This window comes from Bacillus cereus group sp. MYBK95-2 (assembly GCF_051915225.1).
GTDB classification, from domain to species: Bacteria; Bacillota; Bacilli; order Bacillales; family Bacillaceae_G; genus Bacillus_A; species Bacillus_A cereus.
The window spans coordinates 157,150-173,169 of record NZ_JBQAEH010000003.1; the positions used below are offsets into that span (position 1 = coordinate 157,150).

Here is a 16,020-nt window from a genome sequence, read left to right on the forward strand (position 1 = left end):
TGAGCGACATTTCTTTTTTATTTGTTGTATAATCAAAATGTAAATGAGATTCGTTTTCAATTTCGTTCATTACCTCTTTTGAAATTACCTGTAATTTTAGCCATAATTAGCTGTTTTTCTTTATCGTTATTTGCATGATTTATTTTATTTAAAAATTTTTCAGCATCATTTCCTTTTAATATCATAATCTGTTTTCCGTAATATTAAATTGATACAATGTTGTTTTTTGTTATCCGATAATGAAACATCTTATCATCTAAACGATTGCGTTTATCGGTGTTTTTCATATTACATCTCCATTCTTTTTAGTATGTAACAAATGTTACAAAAGAATTTGAAATTATAGTGTAATGCATCCGATTGTATGTTGGAAATTTTGCAAGAAAGAAATACAATAGAGAGTAGTCAAAATTGAAAATGAGAAAAAGGAATCTAGTTTTAACAGAGTGAATATTAAATAATATTATAATATACTTGATAATTAAAAGATATAAAATAGAATGGATGTACGTTAAGTGAAACTAGATAAAAGAGGGTTCCTAGTATGTTAAAGAAATGGTTAATCGTTTTCTTTATTTTTGCAGTTTTTTGTGGAAGTATTGTTACACTAATACATGCAAATAAAGGAAAAAAATATGATGCAAAGGCATTTTCTAATGTAAATAGTAAGCAAAAAGATGTTAAGCAGGAAATTGATGCGAATGAGAAAAAGCGTTATGAAATTGCAGCTGGAAAACTAGATCAGTACTTAAAAGATAAAGGGTTTAATGGAAGTGTTCTTGTAGCAAGTAAAGGTCATGTGATTTTACGAAAAGGCTACGGTTATGCGAATGTGAAAGATCAAGTATTAACAACGCCAAGAACGAAATATCGCATTGGTTCTATTACGAAAACAGTTGTTGCAATATCTATTATGCAACTAAAAGAAAAAGGGAAGTTGAACATTGAAGACAATGTAAATAAATATATCCCATCGTTTCCAGCAGATAAAAATATTACGTTACGAAACTTGTTAACACATACGTCTGGATTACCAGAACAGGGACAAGGTAGTGTTGACGCAGCATCACGGTTAAAATTAGTAACGTGGATTGGGGCACAAACGTTACAATTTCCAGCAGGGACAGGATGGAAATATACAGATTATAATTATATGGTGCTTGCATATATTGTAGAAAAAATATCGAATAAACCACTTGCTGAATATGTGAAAGAAAATATTTTGACTCCCGTTGAAATGAATGAATCTGGAATGGGCGCAACACTTCCAGAAGATATTTTCTTAGCAGAAGGGTATACGAAAAAAGATAATAAGTTAATAGCCACGCCGCGCTTAAAAATGAACTGGCTGTATGGTTGTGGTGAAATGTATACGACTGTTGAAGATATGAAAAAGTTAGATGAAGCTATTATGGATGGTAAACTACTTTCTAAACAAAGTGTATCAGATATGTTTTCTGCATCACCTGCAAGAAAATATGGATTTAGTTTCTATATTTACCCAGATTATTATCATAACCACGGTGTATTAGCTGGCTGGAACACTTTTAATAATTTTAACTGGGATAAACGAACGTTTGTCATATTATTTTCTAACGTCCAAAATGGTATGAATGACGCATTTAATCAAGAATTCAGGAAAATGGCGAATGATTTAATAGAAGGAAAATAATTATAAAAAATCGGTATTGATATGTAATTATCAATACCGATTTTTTTATTTTGTAAAGTTTTACTTACTGAATAAAGTGAAACTTTAATCCGCAGGACCCCACCTAACTTCTTTGCTTCCGCTGAATTTTGAGGTGAGGGTCTTACTGCCCACAAATAGCGGGATAAATAGGTAAGAAAGGTGATTGACATATGAATAAATCTAAATAGGTAGTTAAATGCTAAGTAATGCAAAGAAAAATTGGTAATTTTTACATTGATAAAAAAGCTTGAGCTTCACACTATGTGAAGCTTTATATTATTGGAGACAAGAACAGGAGGTTGAAAAAATGAAAAAAGCAATAAAGTTTTGTTTAATAGCTACATTATCTACAACGATTATTAGTGGATGCTCTTTTGAGGATAACAATGAAAATGTTAAAGGGAAAGAAGGAGAAAAAGTAGAGGTACAGAAAAATGCTGGGAAATATACGATGCCAGATGAAAAAGATAAACATGAAGGTACATGGCTACAATGGCCACATGAATACACATATGGTGAAGAGTATAAGCAGGAAGTTGAACCTATTTGGGTTAAGATGGCAAGTGCTTTAACTGAGGGTGAGAAAGTCCACATTGTTGCATATGACCAGGAAGAAAAAGAAAGAATCAATAACCTTTTAACAGATGAAGGGTTAAATATGGAGAAGATTGATTTCTTTATCGCGCCTACTGATGATGTATGGGCAAGGGACAGTGGACCAATTTTTGTTTATGACAGCAATAAAAATCTCAAAATATTAGATCCAGCATTTAATGGTTGGGGGAAGAAAACACCTTATAAAAATGATGCTCAAATACGTAAGAATGTGAGTAAACAATCAGGAATTGAAAGAATTGATTGGGGGAAATTTGTCCTTGAAGGCGGCGCAATTGAATTAGACAGCAATGGGACTGCGTTATTAACTCGAAGTGCGGTAACGAATAAAAATAGAAATCCTGATTTATCAGAAAAGGAAATTGAAAAATATATAAGTGATCTTGGGGTATCAAACTTTATTTGGTTAGACGGAGTACCTAATTTAGATATTACGGACTTTCATATTGATGGATTTGCTAAATTCCATAATAAATCTACCATTGTAACGATGAAAGAAGATGACCTAGCTGAATGGGGTTTATCCAATAAAGATATGGATACATTGTTAGATGCCAAAAATGCTTCAGGACAGAAATATAAGTATGAATACTTGCCGCTTAGTAAAGAAAAGGTTGCTTTAGAGAATGGAAAAACTCTCGATTATAAGGGATCGTATATCAATTATTATATTGGGAATACAGTTGTATTAGTGCCTAATTATAATGATCCGAATGATAAAATCGCAAACGATACGATTCAGAAGTTATACCCAGATCGTAAAGTAGTCGGTATTGATGTGAGGGAGTTGTATAAAAACGGCGGTATGATACATTGTGTGACACAACAACAACCAATTGCATTGAAGTAATTAATTGTAATTTCGTTGTGCTGCTATATAGACAAAATAGGTGAAATCTTATCTGTACCTATTTTGTCGTTCCTTATTATTTGTAAAAATAAAATTTAAATATAATGATAATTGGATTTTAGTGTATGTTCGCTTTTCGTTTTATATGGTAAAGGAGAAAAATGTTTGTGTTAAAGAATTTTAAAATAGTGTTTTCGTATTTCCCTATCGTTTTACAGTACATTTTAAATGTAGCTTTAATTTGCTTAGGAGTTGTTCTAAGTGTGTTTCTTATGAAAGAAGTCATTCAGTTTATACAAGAACTGAAATTGGATGGTAATGAATCTAGTTATCATTTAATTGATAGTATCGTCGTATTCTTTTTGTACTTTGAATTCATCGTAATGATTATAAAGTATTTTCAAATGAATTTTCATTTTCCATTACGATATTTTATATATATAGGTATAACAGCTATTGTGCGTCTCATTATTATAGATCACGATAGTCCGTTAGATTTATTGTTATATGCCTGTGCAATCTTTGTATTAATTAGTGCGTTGTTCATTGCGAATTCTAAAATGATGCGTCGGGATTTAGAATAGGGAACATTTGTTGTTGAATTAAATAAGATATTTTATCTTTTTGCAAAAAGGAGTAACGGTATTGAAAGAAATAATCTTAACCAGCCTCATAATGATAGGGTTTATGATTCTATTATTTAATTGTATACTTTCATGATTTAAAAGAATAAAAGGTTAATAGAGAAAGAGGTTTTTGTAAATATGATTCATTACAATAATCAAAATAGTTTACATTTATAAGTTTTGCATTCATAGGTATTGAAGCAATAGGGGTTGAAATTGAAGATCCCTTTGGTCAGGATCCAAATGATCTTCCGCTAGAAGGAATTTGTATAGGAGTAGAAACGCATTTAGTGAATTTATTCAATCAAAACGATCTATTAGAAGTAATGGGTTTGAATCTTGATAAAAAAATCATTTAATCATTTATTGTTGTTTTAAAATATGGTATTTAAAAAAATTGTCAAGAGTCAATTTAAGGCTTAACGTCAGCTTTATATTTTTTATATAAATATATAATATTTCTCCATGCTATAATCCATTCATGAAATGTACATGTTGCATGAGTTGTAATGAAAAAAGACATAAATTGAGGAATAGTTGGCTTTGTAAAATCAGTTATGTAACTACTATTAAAAAGCGAGGTAAATAATATGGAACAAAAACATAATGGCATTATTTTTACTGCAATACCAAACGAATCAAATGAATATTATCAACCATTTTATGAAGACTTGATTTACTTTAATGAATGTTTAAATGAAAAGAAATCAATTGCGGATCAACTTATATCTTTATCTGTTGAAGAACAAGACTTTCATACGAGCTGTTTTGAGTATGATGATATTTGGCTAAGAGATGTTGCACCGGTTGTCACAAATCATCTAGTTAAATTTAAATATCGACCAAATTATTTGCCAGATGATCAAGGGCGATATTTAGATCAACAGTTTAATAAATGGTTGAAAAAGAATGACTTTGAATATGTGAAATCCCCATTAATATTAGATGGTGGTAATCTTATTTGGAATAAAAAAGATACCGTAATATTAACAGAACGTATATTTGATGATAACGATGATTGGACAGAAGAGGAAATTATTGAGCAGTTAGAATGGGATTTAGATGTGAGCCGAGTTATTATTATTCCTGCTGAAGAAGGGGATGTACTAGCACACGCAGACGGAATGGTTAAATTTATTGATGAACATACAATGTTTATTAGTGATTTTTTAGGGGATCATGAATTTAGATATAGTGTTGAAGAGATTATTCAAGAACAAATGCCAGAAGCTGAATTTATAGTTGTTCCTTCATCATATACAGAGAAAGGACAATATGATCAAGAGATAGCATCAGCAAAAGGGTTGTATATAAATATGTTAGAATCATGTGATGCTCTTTATGTTCCTAAGTTTGGACTAGCTAAAGATGAGGAAGTTTTACGATATATTCAACAGTATACGGAGAAACAAGTTATTCAAATTCATGTAGGAGAAATATCAACAATGGGAGGCGCGATGAATTGTTTAACGTGGTATTGTCCAAGTCATTTGTTACCTTCGAAAATGAGAAGATTGAAAAATCAGAATGAAGATTTTTCAATGAAGAAGATTTTTGATTGGTTTTAATAAATAAGTAATGAAAAGAAAATATATTCAAGGAGTATTGATATGTATACCATCGCTGAGTTTTCTCGGATTTGTAAAATGAGTACGCGGATGTTAAGACATTATGACAAAGAGGAGATATTAAAACCGGCATATGTGAATCCGGTTAATGGGTATAGGTATTATGAACAAGAGCAGCTGGAAGTAGCATTGAAAATAAAAAAGCTAAGGGAGTATAAATTTCCTCTTCCAAAAATTAAAATTGTTTTGCAGTCATCGGATCAAGATTCGTTTGTTCAACATATACAATCACAAATTATCGAGTTGTCTCATGAAGTGAAGCAAAATTTACAGGTTATTTCAGAAATGAATGAAATGGTAATGGTGAATAGTAGTCTAAATATTGCTCGCCATAGAAGTTACGATATATTAATGGGAATGAGGAACGAAGTAACGATAATTACTCAAAGAGTAAAAATAGATATAGATGATATGGATGATTATTTTTATGACTTATATGAAGAGGTACAAAAAAATAACTTTCAAATAGTCGGTTCTCCATCTGCAGTCTTTTATGATGAAGAATATATTCCAAGTAACAGTGATATTGAGTTAAGAATTCCGGTTATGCAGGGGAATGATGAAGACGTAGCACCAGAGTATGAAATGAAACAACTAAGTCCACATCATATCGTTACTACTATGCATTATGGAAGTTATGACTATATAGGTTACGCTTATATAGCGTTAGAAGAATGGATTGAAAGAAATGGGTATGTGATAATTAATTCGCCATATGAGGTTTATATAAAGGGACCTGAATGTGATTGTTTAGCAGAAGAGTATGTGACACAAATTTGTTTTTTAGTTACGAAAAGAAATTGAAATAGAATTAACGAAATATTTAGGAGTAACGAATTTTATATGGATAACTGGTATACGCGGAGAAGATAATTATGATGAAGATACGGATTATCATATTGATGGCGCGGCACGGTTTGTAAATGAAAATACGATACTGTATGAATATGATCCTTTCGGTGAAGGAGAGCCATACCTTTTGGAGGCGTACGAAAAGCATTATCAAGAATTGCGACAAGCGAAAAATATAGATGGAAAGCCATTTCAGCTCATTCCAGTACCAGTAACAAGAAAATTGGTAAAAGAAGCAGACTGTAAGGGTTCATATTTGAATTTTTATATTGGTAATGAAGTTGTATTGGTACCTATATACGGTGATGAACATGATAAATTAGGGCTTCAAATCATTGAAGGTCAATTTCCAGGGAGAAGAATTGTCGGTATATATGTTAACGAATTGTATGCATACGGTGGTATGATTCATTGTGTGACGCAGCAGCATATAGAATAGAGTAATTCAAATAAAAAGCATGCAGAGCATATACTCTGCATGCTTTTTATAATGTTGAAAACTCCTCAACAAGTTGAGTGAATTGTTTCAATGCACTTTCAATCGGTTCTGGCGTTGTTAAATCGACGCCAGCTTTTTTCAATAAGTTTAATGGGTAGTCTGAACTTCCACCTTTAAGGAATTCAATATAATTTTTCTGAGCATTCGGATCACCGCTTAATAGTTTATCAGCGATTTGAATGGCAGATGCGAATCCAGTTGCATATTTGTATACGTAAAACGGGCGATAGAAATGAGGGATTCTAGCCCATCCGTATTTTACTTCTTCATCAAATACAAGTGAATCACCGTTATATTCTTTAAATAGCTTTTCATAAATTTCACTGAATACTTGTGCATTTAATGGTTTACCTTGTTCAGCCATTTCATGTGTGATTTTTTCAAATTCTGCAAACATAATTTGTGTAAAGAAAGTACCTTTAAATTTCTCAATAAAATGGTTAACTAAATGGTTACGTACGTTCGTTTCTTTTGCTTCTTTTAATAAATAGTGAATTAATAACACTTCATTTACTGTTGAAGCGACTTCTGCGACAAAGATAGAATAATGTGCAGAAATTCTTGGTTGGTATCCATGTGAATAGTGCGTATGCATACCGTGTCCGCATTCATGAGTAAGAGTGAACAGGCTGTTTAAATCATCGTGATGATTTAAAAGAATGAAAGGGTGAACACCATATACACCAAAGTTATAAGCACCAGAACGTTTTCCTGGTGTTTCCCTTACGTCTATATATCGTTTATCTTTAAAACTTTTTAATGTTTCAATATATTCTTCTCCTAAAGGAGCTAGTGATGCAATCATAATGTCAAATGCTTCACTATATGGAATGTCTTGTTTTGCATCTTCTACTAAATCGACGCCTAAGTCGTATTGTCTTAGTTCATCTACGTTTAATTTTTCTTTTCGAATTTCATTGTATGTATGTAATGTTTGAATGTTTTTTTTCGTTGTATCAATTAGGTTTTCATATACTTCTTTCGGAACCATATCGCCAAATAATGATTTCTCTAGCGCTGATGGATAGTTTCTTAGCTTCGAAACAGTAACATTATTTTTAATAGCAGCGGATAAAGTAGATGCGATGGAATTCTTTAACTGAACATATGGTTTGTAATATGCTTTATAAGCTTCTTTACGCTTTTCACGATTCGTATCTTCTATTAATTTTGCATACATTCCGCGTGTTAAGTTCACTTTTTCTCCATCGTCAGTCGTCACTTCACCAAATAATATATCTGCATTGTTTAACATACCAAATGTGTGCTGTGGAGAAGAAAGAGCTTCACCCATTTGTGATAAAATTGCTTCTTGGTCCTTATTCAATACGTGTTTTTTATAACGATATAATTCAAATAAGTCTTCTTTATAATATTGTAAGCCTTCTGTTTCTTCTATGTAAGAATGTAATGTGCTTTCGTCTATGCTAAGTAAGAAGGGAGAAAAGAAAGATTTAGCTGCACTTACTTTCACGTGTAATTGTGATACTTTATCGACAAGAGATTGCGCGTCAGTATCGCGTGTATCAAGGTCAGATTGTAATCGTGCATAAGCGAACATTAAAGATATTATGCTAGAAATTTCTTCACTCTTCGTTAAATAAGCTAATAAACTATTGCCATCGTGAATATTGCCATTAAACTCGTGTAATTCCTTCGTTAATACTTCAATTTTATGAAAATCACTTTCCCAATCTTCAATTGTATGGTAAATGTCTGTTAAATCCCATTTTTCTATATCAGCTACTTGTAATCGATCTTTAAGTTCTGTCATAATCATTTCCTTTCTAAACATGTAGTTATATTTCTATATAACTATGAAATACAACAAATTGCAAAAAATCCCTGCTGAAAATTGAAAAGCCTTGCTAAAATAACAAGGCTTACATACTTATAGTGTAATTCCGAATTTTGAATGTAAAAGGTTTGTATATTGCATGTCTGTAACGGTTTCTTTCGTTTTTTTACCATTTTTCGCTACTGTAAGGCTATCTTTCGTTAAAGAGGCATGCCCATCTTCAGTTAGTTTTACAATAAGAGGTACTTTATTAAAGGGTGATCCTTCATGTTCAACGATAATTTTTTGTGCTGTATTTGCTTTTTCTTCATCCACTTCTTCTATATAAAATGCATAGCCTAACGTCCAATCATCAGCAGCAGATTGATCCAAGAACTCATTGTTTTTCCGCATCTCTAAAATGTAGTTTCCCTTTTCGGTCATTTCTTTACGAATACGATAATCTCCTGTAGCAGAGTGAATGACTTCACCTGAGAAAGGGACAGGGGCAAGAGGTAAGTATGATCCGAATCCTACTTCAATTAAATAAAGTTCATTATGATGTGTTAAAACGGTTGCGATATGGCCAGAATCAACAGCCCATATGGAGTTTGCAGCGTTATAAACTGTTCCTGAAACGAGATGAACATCGAATCCAGAATCTTTCAGGAAGTAATACATAGTAGGATTGAGTTCATAACAAAGACCGCCACGGTTATTTACTAAAATTTTCTCTTTCAAATTTTCTTTTGATATTTCTTTAAAATTCTTTTCGAGAATATTTAAGTTTTCAAAAGGAACAGTTTGTGCCATTGCGTACATAATGTTAGATAAATCTTCAAATGAAACTGTGTCTTTTTCTTCTATATGTAATCGTGCGAAAAATTGTTTTTGAAAGTCTGTCATCGAAATCCCTCCGTTATGCTTTTATAGGTAAATTGTAAACAATCTTGAATAGGATGTGAAATTAAAACTACGTTGAATATTTGAAATTAGATTAAAAATAATATGGGAGAGTGAGAGATTGCTACTTTACTAACGGTGGGACGAATATTATAATAATTCTGATAAACTATGCAAACGCTTTCTTGGAAGGGGATGGTGTACAGATGTTTAAAAGAATAACAATAGTCGGATTGTCAGTTGTTATGTTTTTACCTAGTATATATGAGGGGAGTAAGGCATATGCAGACACAGTTAACAATGGAACGTTAATGCAGTATTTTGAGTGGTATGCTCCGAATGATGGGAATCATTGGAATCGTTTGCGTACTGATGTTGAAAATTTAGCGGAAAAAGGAATTACATCTGTTTGGATACCACCTGCATATAAAGGAACTACGCAAAATGACGTAGGATATGGAGCATATGATTTATATGATCTGGGGGAATTCAATCAAAAGGGCACAGTGCGGACGAAATATGGGACGAAAGCACAATTGAAATCTGCAATTGACGCTTTACATAAGAAAAACATCGATGTATACGGTGATGTAGTTATGAATCATAAAGGTGGGGCTGATTATACAGAAACTGTAACAGCAGTTGAGGTAGACCCGAGCAATCGAAATGTTGAAGTATCAGGTGATTATGAAATTAGTGCGTGGACGGGATTTAACTTTCCAGGACGTGGAGATTCTTATTCTAATTTCAAATGGAAATGGTATCATTTTGACGGAACGGATTGGGATGAAGGAAGGAAATTAAACCGAATTTATAAATTTAGGGGCATAGGTAAAGCATGGGACTGGGAAGTGTCTAGCGAGAATGGGAATTATGATTATTTGATGTATGCGGATCTTGATTTTGATCATCCAGATGTTGCGAATGAAATGAAAAAATGGGGAACGTGGTATGCGAATGAATTAAATTTAGATGGTTTTCGTTTAGATGCTGTTAAACATATTGATCATGAATATTTGCGCGATTGGGTAAATCATGTTAGACAGCAAACAGGGAAAGAAATGTTTACAGTAGCTGAATATTGGCAAAATGATATCCAGACTTTAAATAATTATTTAGCGAAGGTTAATTATAATCAATCTGTGTTCGATGCACCACTTCATTATAATTTTCATTATGCTTCAACAGGAAATGGAAATTATGATATGAGAAATATTTTAAAAGGAACGGTAGTTGCGAATCATCCTACACTTGCGGTTACTCTAGTTGAAAATCATGATTCACAGCCTGGTCAGTCATTGGAATCTGTAGTGAGCCCTTGGTTCAAACCGCTGGCATATGCATTTATTTTAACGCGTGCAGAGGGGTATCCTTCTGTTTTCTATGGTGATTACTATGGTACAAAAGGAAATAGTAACTATGAAATTCCAGCGTTAAAGGACAAAATTGATCCGATTTTGACGGCACGAAAAAACTTTGCATATGGTACGCAGCGTGATTATTTTGATCATCCGGATGTGATTGGCTGGACAAGAGAAGGTGATAGTGTACATGATAATTCTGGTTTAGCAACATTAATCTCTGATGGACCAGGAGGGGCGAAGTGGATGGATGTTGGAAAGAATAACGCAGGGGAAGTATGGTACGATATTACGGGTAATCAAACAAATACTGTAACAATTAATAAGGACGGATGGGGGCAGTTCCAAGTAAGTGGAGGATCAGTTTCCATATATGTTCAACAATAATTTGGTGATGAAAAAGAAGAGGTAGACTGAAATATAAGTTTTCCTCTTCTTTTTATATTGTGCATATTTATCCCGCTATTTGTGGGAAGCCCGATTGGTGAGGGCTTATTAAAGTTTCACTTTATTTTTCATAAATCTTTATTGTAATAAAAGAGCTAGTCGACCTTTATAACAACAAGAGAGGCATTGGAATATATAATGTCACCCGTGGCTTCTCTTATTCGTACTCGAAGAACATCCCCTTGATTTAAAGGTAGTAAATCAGTTCTGGCGGATGTAGCTCTCACCCCAGAAGCACCACCAACTCGCGTTTCAATTGCGAATTGAATGGAATCGTTTATTGTAAGATTTAATATACTAGACGATATAGCTTGTATTACAAATACAATTGAAAAGGATACAGAGTACACGCCAGTGGTATCAATTGTAATAGAATTATTTAATGGATTTAGGGTAGTTCCACTAGCAGGTCCTGGAATGGTAAAATTAATATTTGTACTAACTACTGCTGAAAAACCGATTCCTACTTCAGAAGTTATTGTTCCAAATATGGGAAGAATCCCTAAACCGGTTGCGCCAGTAGGACCAGTTATTCCGATTCCGGTAGGACCTGTAACCCCAGTAGGGCCAGTTATTCCGATTCCGGTAGGACCTGTAGCCTCAGTAGGACCAGTTATTCCGATTCCGGTAGGACCTGTAGCCCCAGTAGGACCAGTTATTCCGATTCCGGTAGGACCTGTAACCCCGGTAGGACCAGTTATTCCAATTCCGGTAAAACCTGTCGCGCCGGTAGGTCCTGTGATTCCAGTAGGTCCGGTGGGGAATGTAAATGGTGGAATTGATGGTAGTGTGGGACCGATTAAATTTGGTTCCAGAGCAGGTCCGTGTAAAATACTATACTCTTCATTCATATAGTAAACCTCCTATCATTGCTTGTCATAATTATTAAATGTATTTTGGGAAGTAAATGACATTCGCAATAGCGGAGGCGCTTCTTATAATTTCTCTTCAGCGAATATAGACCTAATTTAAGCAATATTGAAATTTATAGTTACGTACTACTAAAGTATGACACCTTTACTTCTCACGTAACATATAGTATGATGATTTCAATAAATTAGATTTCAATGACTATAATATAAATTAATGAGAGGTGCTTTTTGTGAGTGCGGTAGGTATTAAATAGGAAAAATTTAATGAAATAAATCGGATAAGACCAGGGGATTTTTATGTACATCATACCCCTAATTTTGTCATGCATTTATTTCAAAACCTATGAAGATACCTACAATACTTTATAAAGCGTGTAATAAGGGACTGCCATCTATTTTTTATGGCTTATTTCCTCATACGTTATTACACATGCCTTGTAAATGTAAAAGCTGCGGTATCCCCGCAGCTTTTTTGTATATGTTTTTATTGTATAATTATGGAATTTTATATATGACTCATTGGAATCTAATGAGTAGGTATCTTCATTTATGATAAAAATCAATCATAGTGAGGAGAAACAAAATGAATACGATGACTTTTGAAAAGTTACAATATAACGAATTAAAGGATATAGTGAAATCTTATTGTGTAAGTGGATTAGGTAAGGAATTATTAAACAAATTAGAGCCGAGTACGAGTATAAAAGTAGTGAGAAATCGGTTGAATGAAACGACAGAAGCACGAGCTATATTAGATGCAGAAGGGCATGTTCCTTTCTTCGGCATTTCTAATATTGCTAGTACAATTCAAAAATTAGAAAAAGGGATGATTTTAGATCCAGAAGAATTAGTAAGTGTTTCAGACTTTTTACGTGGGTGTAGAAAGATTAAAAAGTTTATGTTAGATAAAGAATTTTTTGCACCAGTATTAGCTTCTTATGCAAATTCAATGACTGAATATAAAAGTATTGAAGAGGAAATTAACTTTTCAATTAAAGGAAATAGTATTGATGCAGCTGCAAGTAAAGAGTTAAAACGAATTCGAAATAATATCGATTCTGTAGATGGGAAAATAAAAGAACGTTTAACGAAGTTTTTAAATAGTAGTGCAAATAAGAAATTCATTCAGGAATTCTTTATTAGTAAAAAGGATGACCGTTATACGATTCCAATTAAATCTTCCTATAAAAACCAAGTTGCCGGAAGTATTATTGAAGCCTCGGCAAAAGGTTCTACTGTATTTATAGAACCGCATACGGTTACGAAATTGAATGCAGAACTAGCAGGTTTGAAAGCAGAAGAAGCGGTTGAAGAATATCAAATTTTAGCGACTTTATCAGGGATGGTATTAGAAAATATTTATAGTATAAAGATTAACATGGAGCTAATTAGTCAGTATGATATGGTATTTGCGAAAGCGAAGTTTAGTAAATCGATTGATGGAATAGAACCGAAGTTAAATGATCATGGCTACATTCATTTAGTGAATTGTAAGCATCCGCTTTTAACAGGGCGAGTTGTACCCTTGAATTTTAAAATTGGTCAAGAGTATCGTAGTTTAATTATTACAGGGCCGAATGCGGGCGGAAAGACAATTGTGTTAAAAACAATTGGATTGTTAACATTAGCTACAATGTCAGGTCTTCATATTGCAGGAGATAAAGGGACAGAAATCGCTATTTTTGAAAATGTATTTGTAGATATTGGTGATAATCAAAGTATCGAAAACGCACTAAGTACATTTTCATCTCATATGAAAAATCTTTCTGAGATTATGAGGATGTCAAATAATAATACGTTACTTTTATTTGATGAAATAGGGAGCGGTACAGAGCCAAATGAAGGTGCAGCACTTGCAATTTCTATTTTAGAAGAGTTGTACTTTGCGGGATGTATTACCGTTGCGAGTACGCATTACGGAGAAATTAAACGATTCTCAGAAATGCATGATGACTTTATGAATGCAGCGATGCAGTTTAATAGTGAAACGTTAGAGCCGCTTTATAAATTAGTTATCGGAAAATCAGGAGAAAGTAATGCACTTTGGATTGCGAATAAAATGAACGTAAAAGAACATGTACTGAAAAGGGCGAAAGAGTACATGGGAAATAAAGAGTGCGCTTTAGAAAAAGTGAATGAAAGTAAAATTAGAAAACCGAAATTCGTACAAGAAAAAAGAGAATCTCATTATGAGTACAAAATCGGCGATCGTGTTAATTTATTGGATCATGATGATTTTGGTATCATCTATAAGGAAAAAGATAATTTTTATAACGTTGTTGTATATTATAACGGTGAATTCGTTGAAGTAAATGTAAAACGTATTACTTTAGAAGTAGCAGCGAAGGAGTTATATCCAGAAGGATACGATTTAAATACACTATTTGTTGATTATAAAGAAAGAAAAATGCAACACGATATTGAGCGCGGATCGAAAAAAGCACTGCGTAAAATTCAAAAAGAAATAAGAAAGAATAGAGGATAAGTTAAAATGGTAACGATTAGACAAGAACAAAAAAATGATTATAGAAAAACAGAAGAAGTCGTAAAAGAAGCATTTTTAAAGGAAGAATTTAGTGATAAAACAGAACATGAATTTGTAAAACGTATTAGAGAATGTGACGCGTTTGTTCCAGAGTTATCAATTGTTGCGGTAGATGAAGATATAGTTGGTCACATTATGTTATCGAAAATTACAATAGAACAAGATGGAACTTCTGTAGAATCGTTAGCGCTTGCACCAGTTTCAGTTGCTAGGGGTCATCAGAAAAAAGGAATTGGTGGAAAACTGATTGTAGCTGCATTAGAAAAAGCGAAAGAACTTGGATACGGATCAGTTGTAGTATTGGGACATCCAGAGTACTACCCGAAATTTGGTTTTAAGAAAGCAAGTGAGTGGAATATAAAAGCACCGTTTGAAGTGCCTGAAGAGGTATTTATGATAATGGAATTAACAGAAAATGCTCTTCGAGGTGTAAAAGGAATTGTACAATATTCGAGTGCTTTTGCTGAGTAGGAGTAACGGTTAAGAAATGTAATCATAAAAGATGCTATCTTTTTGTATGGATATACAGAAAGATAGCTTTTTTTATTAAGCGGATCTACTGACGTATATTTTGCTCAATGAATAATTGAGGTGGTAAAATTGATATAGAAACGTAAAGGGAGAGAATGAAATGAATAAGCGAGAAACAGATAGCAATGAGAATGCAGTTACGTTATATGTTACAAGACACGGTAAAACAATATTAAATACGAATCATCGCGCGCAAGGTTGGGCTGATTCTCCATTAGTAGAAAAAGGTGTTGAAGTTGCCACAAATTTAGGGACAGGATTAAAAGATATTCATTTTATGAATGCATATAGTAGTGATAGCGGCCGCGCAATTGAAACTGCTAATTTAGTATTAAAATATAGTGAGCAATCAAAATTAAAACTTGAGCAAAGAAAAGATTTGCGAGAATTAAATTTCGGTATTTTTGAAGGTGAAAAACTTGAGAATATGTGGGATGTGGTTGGAAAAGCTGCAGGCGTTGCATCACCAGAAGAACTTATGAAGTTTTCTATTCAAGAAGTGATTAATCTTATTAGAGTAGCAGATCCTACAAAACAGGCGGAAGATTGGGAATTATTTTCTACTCGCATAAAAGCTGAGATAGATAAAATTAGTGAAGAAGCTGCTGGAAATGGTGGCGGTAACGTTTTAGTTGTCGTTCATGGGCTTTTGATTACTACCTTAATAGAAATGTTAGACAGTAGCAAAACAAAACTTGGGGTGGAAAATGCTAGTGTGACGAAGATTGTATACCAAGATGGAATATATACAGTCGAGTCGGTTGGAGATATGAGTTATGTTGCAAAAGGGAAAGAAAGTGTGGAAATATAATTAAATCTCA

At 33.1% G+C, this 16,020-nt stretch carries 13 protein-coding genes and 2 pseudogenes; 11 read left to right on the forward strand and 4 right to left on the reverse strand.

Going from position 1 to position 16,020, the window contains the following annotated elements:
- Positions 1–56 precede the first annotated feature (56 nt).
- The gene (locus ACTFN4_RS12165) at positions 57–185 is read right to left on the reverse strand and encodes a hypothetical protein (protein WP_002044322.1); all 129 of its coding nucleotides are present in this window, start codon (positions 183–185) and stop codon (positions 57–59) included.
- Positions 186–544: 359 nt separating this feature from the next.
- On the opposite strand from ACTFN4_RS12165, the gene ACTFN4_RS12170 reads away from it, so the two are divergent.
- From ACTFN4_RS12170 to ACTFN4_RS12200, 7 genes and pseudogenes are all read left to right on the forward strand, one after another.
- Positions 545–1,672 carry a serine hydrolase domain-containing protein gene (locus tag ACTFN4_RS12170; protein WP_000915192.1) on the forward strand — a complete coding sequence of 376 codons (1,128 nt, stop codon included), beginning with the start codon at positions 545–547 and terminating at the stop codon, positions 1,670–1,672.
- A 328-nt stretch (positions 1,673–2,000) separates the two neighbouring features.
- The gene (locus ACTFN4_RS12175) at positions 2,001–3,158 is read left to right on the forward strand and encodes an agmatine deiminase family protein (protein WP_142285661.1); all 1,158 of its coding nucleotides are present in this window, start codon (positions 2,001–2,003) and stop codon (positions 3,156–3,158) included.
- Positions 3,159–3,325: 167 nt separating this feature from the next.
- Positions 3,326–3,742 (forward strand): phosphate-starvation-inducible protein PsiE, encoded by a 417-nt coding sequence (gene psiE / locus ACTFN4_RS12180; protein ID WP_000916570.1) that lies wholly within the window; start codon positions 3,326–3,328, stop codon positions 3,740–3,742.
- Positions 3,743–3,951: 209 nt separating this feature from the next.
- Positions 3,952–4,143 (forward strand): annotated as a pseudogene (locus ACTFN4_RS12185) (bestrophin family ion channel); the annotation flags it as partial.
- A 231-nt stretch (positions 4,144–4,374) separates the two neighbouring features.
- Positions 4,375–5,352 carry an agmatine deiminase family protein gene (locus ACTFN4_RS12190; RefSeq protein ID WP_000435528.1) on the forward strand — a complete coding sequence of 326 codons (978 nt, stop codon included), beginning with the start codon at positions 4,375–4,377 and terminating at the stop codon, positions 5,350–5,352.
- 42 nt (positions 5,353–5,394) lie between these two features.
- Positions 5,395–6,216: a MerR family transcriptional regulator gene (locus ACTFN4_RS12195; protein WP_033695738.1), complete on the forward strand. Its 822-nt coding sequence runs from the start codon at positions 5,395–5,397 to the stop codon at positions 6,214–6,216.
- Positions 6,203–6,703, forward strand: a pseudogene (locus tag ACTFN4_RS12200) (agmatine deiminase family protein); the annotation flags it as partial. The gene ACTFN4_RS12195 and the pseudogene ACTFN4_RS12200, both read left to right, overlap by 14 nt.
- A gap of 46 nt (positions 6,704–6,749) precedes the next feature.
- Here the strand turns inward: ACTFN4_RS12200 and pepF are convergent.
- Entirely contained in the window at positions 6,750–8,537 is a 1,788-nt protein-coding gene (pepF, locus tag ACTFN4_RS12205; protein ID WP_439962349.1) for an oligoendopeptidase F, read from the reverse strand.
- Between the two features lie 117 nt (positions 8,538–8,654).
- Positions 8,655–9,446, reverse strand: coding sequence for an arylamine N-acetyltransferase family protein (locus ACTFN4_RS12210; protein ID WP_000129192.1), 792 nt, complete (start codon positions 9,444–9,446; stop codon positions 8,655–8,657).
- Positions 9,447–9,649: 203 nt separating this feature from the next.
- Between ACTFN4_RS12210 and amyS the strand changes: the two genes are divergently transcribed.
- Positions 9,650–11,191, forward strand: a complete 1,542-nt coding sequence (amyS, locus tag ACTFN4_RS12215; RefSeq protein ID WP_439962350.1) for an alpha-amylase — start codon at positions 9,650–9,652, stop codon at positions 11,189–11,191.
- 155 nt (positions 11,192–11,346) lie between these two features.
- On the opposite strand, the gene ACTFN4_RS12220 is transcribed toward amyS, so the two are convergent.
- The gene (locus ACTFN4_RS12220; protein WP_439962352.1) at positions 11,347–12,102 is read right to left on the reverse strand and encodes an exosporium leader peptide-containing protein; all 756 of its coding nucleotides are present in this window, start codon (positions 12,100–12,102) and stop codon (positions 11,347–11,349) included.
- Positions 12,103–12,706: 604 nt separating this feature from the next.
- On the opposite strand from ACTFN4_RS12220, the gene ACTFN4_RS12225 reads away from it, so the two are divergent.
- From ACTFN4_RS12225 to ACTFN4_RS12235, 3 genes are all read left to right on the forward strand, one after another.
- Entirely contained in the window at positions 12,707–14,608 is a 1,902-nt protein-coding gene (locus ACTFN4_RS12225) for an endonuclease MutS2 (protein WP_439962354.1), read from the forward strand.
- A gap of 6 nt (positions 14,609–14,614) precedes the next feature.
- A complete protein-coding gene (locus tag ACTFN4_RS12230; protein ID WP_439962355.1) occupies positions 14,615–15,139 on the forward strand; it encodes a GNAT family N-acetyltransferase in 525 nt (174 codons plus the stop codon).
- 160 nt (positions 15,140–15,299) lie between these two features.
- The gene (locus ACTFN4_RS12235) at positions 15,300–16,010 is read left to right on the forward strand and encodes a histidine phosphatase family protein (RefSeq protein WP_439962356.1); all 711 of its coding nucleotides are present in this window, start codon (positions 15,300–15,302) and stop codon (positions 16,008–16,010) included.
- The last annotated feature ends 10 nt before the right edge of the window (positions 16,011–16,020 follow it).

Bases quoted from the DNA above. Each gene is read 5' to 3' on its own strand.
- ACTFN4_RS12165 (WP_002044322.1), bottom strand. From the start codon at position 185: ATGATATTAAAAGGAAATGATGCTGAAAAATTTTTAAATAAAATAAAT.
- ACTFN4_RS12170 (WP_000915192.1), top strand. From the start codon at position 545: ATGTTAAAGAAATGGTTAATCGTTTTCTTTATTTTTGCAGTTTTTTGT.
- ACTFN4_RS12175 (WP_142285661.1), top strand. From the start codon at position 2,001: ATGAAAAAAGCAATAAAGTTTTGTTTAATAGCTACATTATCTACAACG.
- ACTFN4_RS12190 (WP_000435528.1), top strand. From the start codon at position 4,375: ATGGAACAAAAACATAATGGCATTATTTTTACTGCAATACCAAACGAA.
- ACTFN4_RS12195 (WP_033695738.1), top strand. From the start codon at position 5,395: ATGTATACCATCGCTGAGTTTTCTCGGATTTGTAAAATGAGTACGCGG.
- pepF (WP_439962349.1), bottom strand. From the start codon at position 8,537: ATGACAGAACTTAAAGATCGATTACAAGTAGCTGATATAGAAAAATGG.
- ACTFN4_RS12210 (WP_000129192.1), bottom strand. From the start codon at position 9,446: ATGACAGACTTTCAAAAACAATTTTTCGCACGATTACATATAGAAGAA.
- amyS (WP_439962350.1), top strand. From the start codon at position 9,650: ATGTTTAAAAGAATAACAATAGTCGGATTGTCAGTTGTTATGTTTTTA.
- ACTFN4_RS12220 (WP_439962352.1), bottom strand. From the start codon at position 12,102: ATGAATGAAGAGTATAGTATTTTACACGGACCTGCTCTGGAACCAAAT.
- ACTFN4_RS12225 (WP_439962354.1), top strand. From the start codon at position 12,707: ATGAATACGATGACTTTTGAAAAGTTACAATATAACGAATTAAAGGAT.
- ACTFN4_RS12230 (WP_439962355.1), top strand. From the start codon at position 14,615: ATGGTAACGATTAGACAAGAACAAAAAAATGATTATAGAAAAACAGAA.
- ACTFN4_RS12235 (WP_439962356.1), top strand. From the start codon at position 15,300: ATGAATAAGCGAGAAACAGATAGCAATGAGAATGCAGTTACGTTATAT.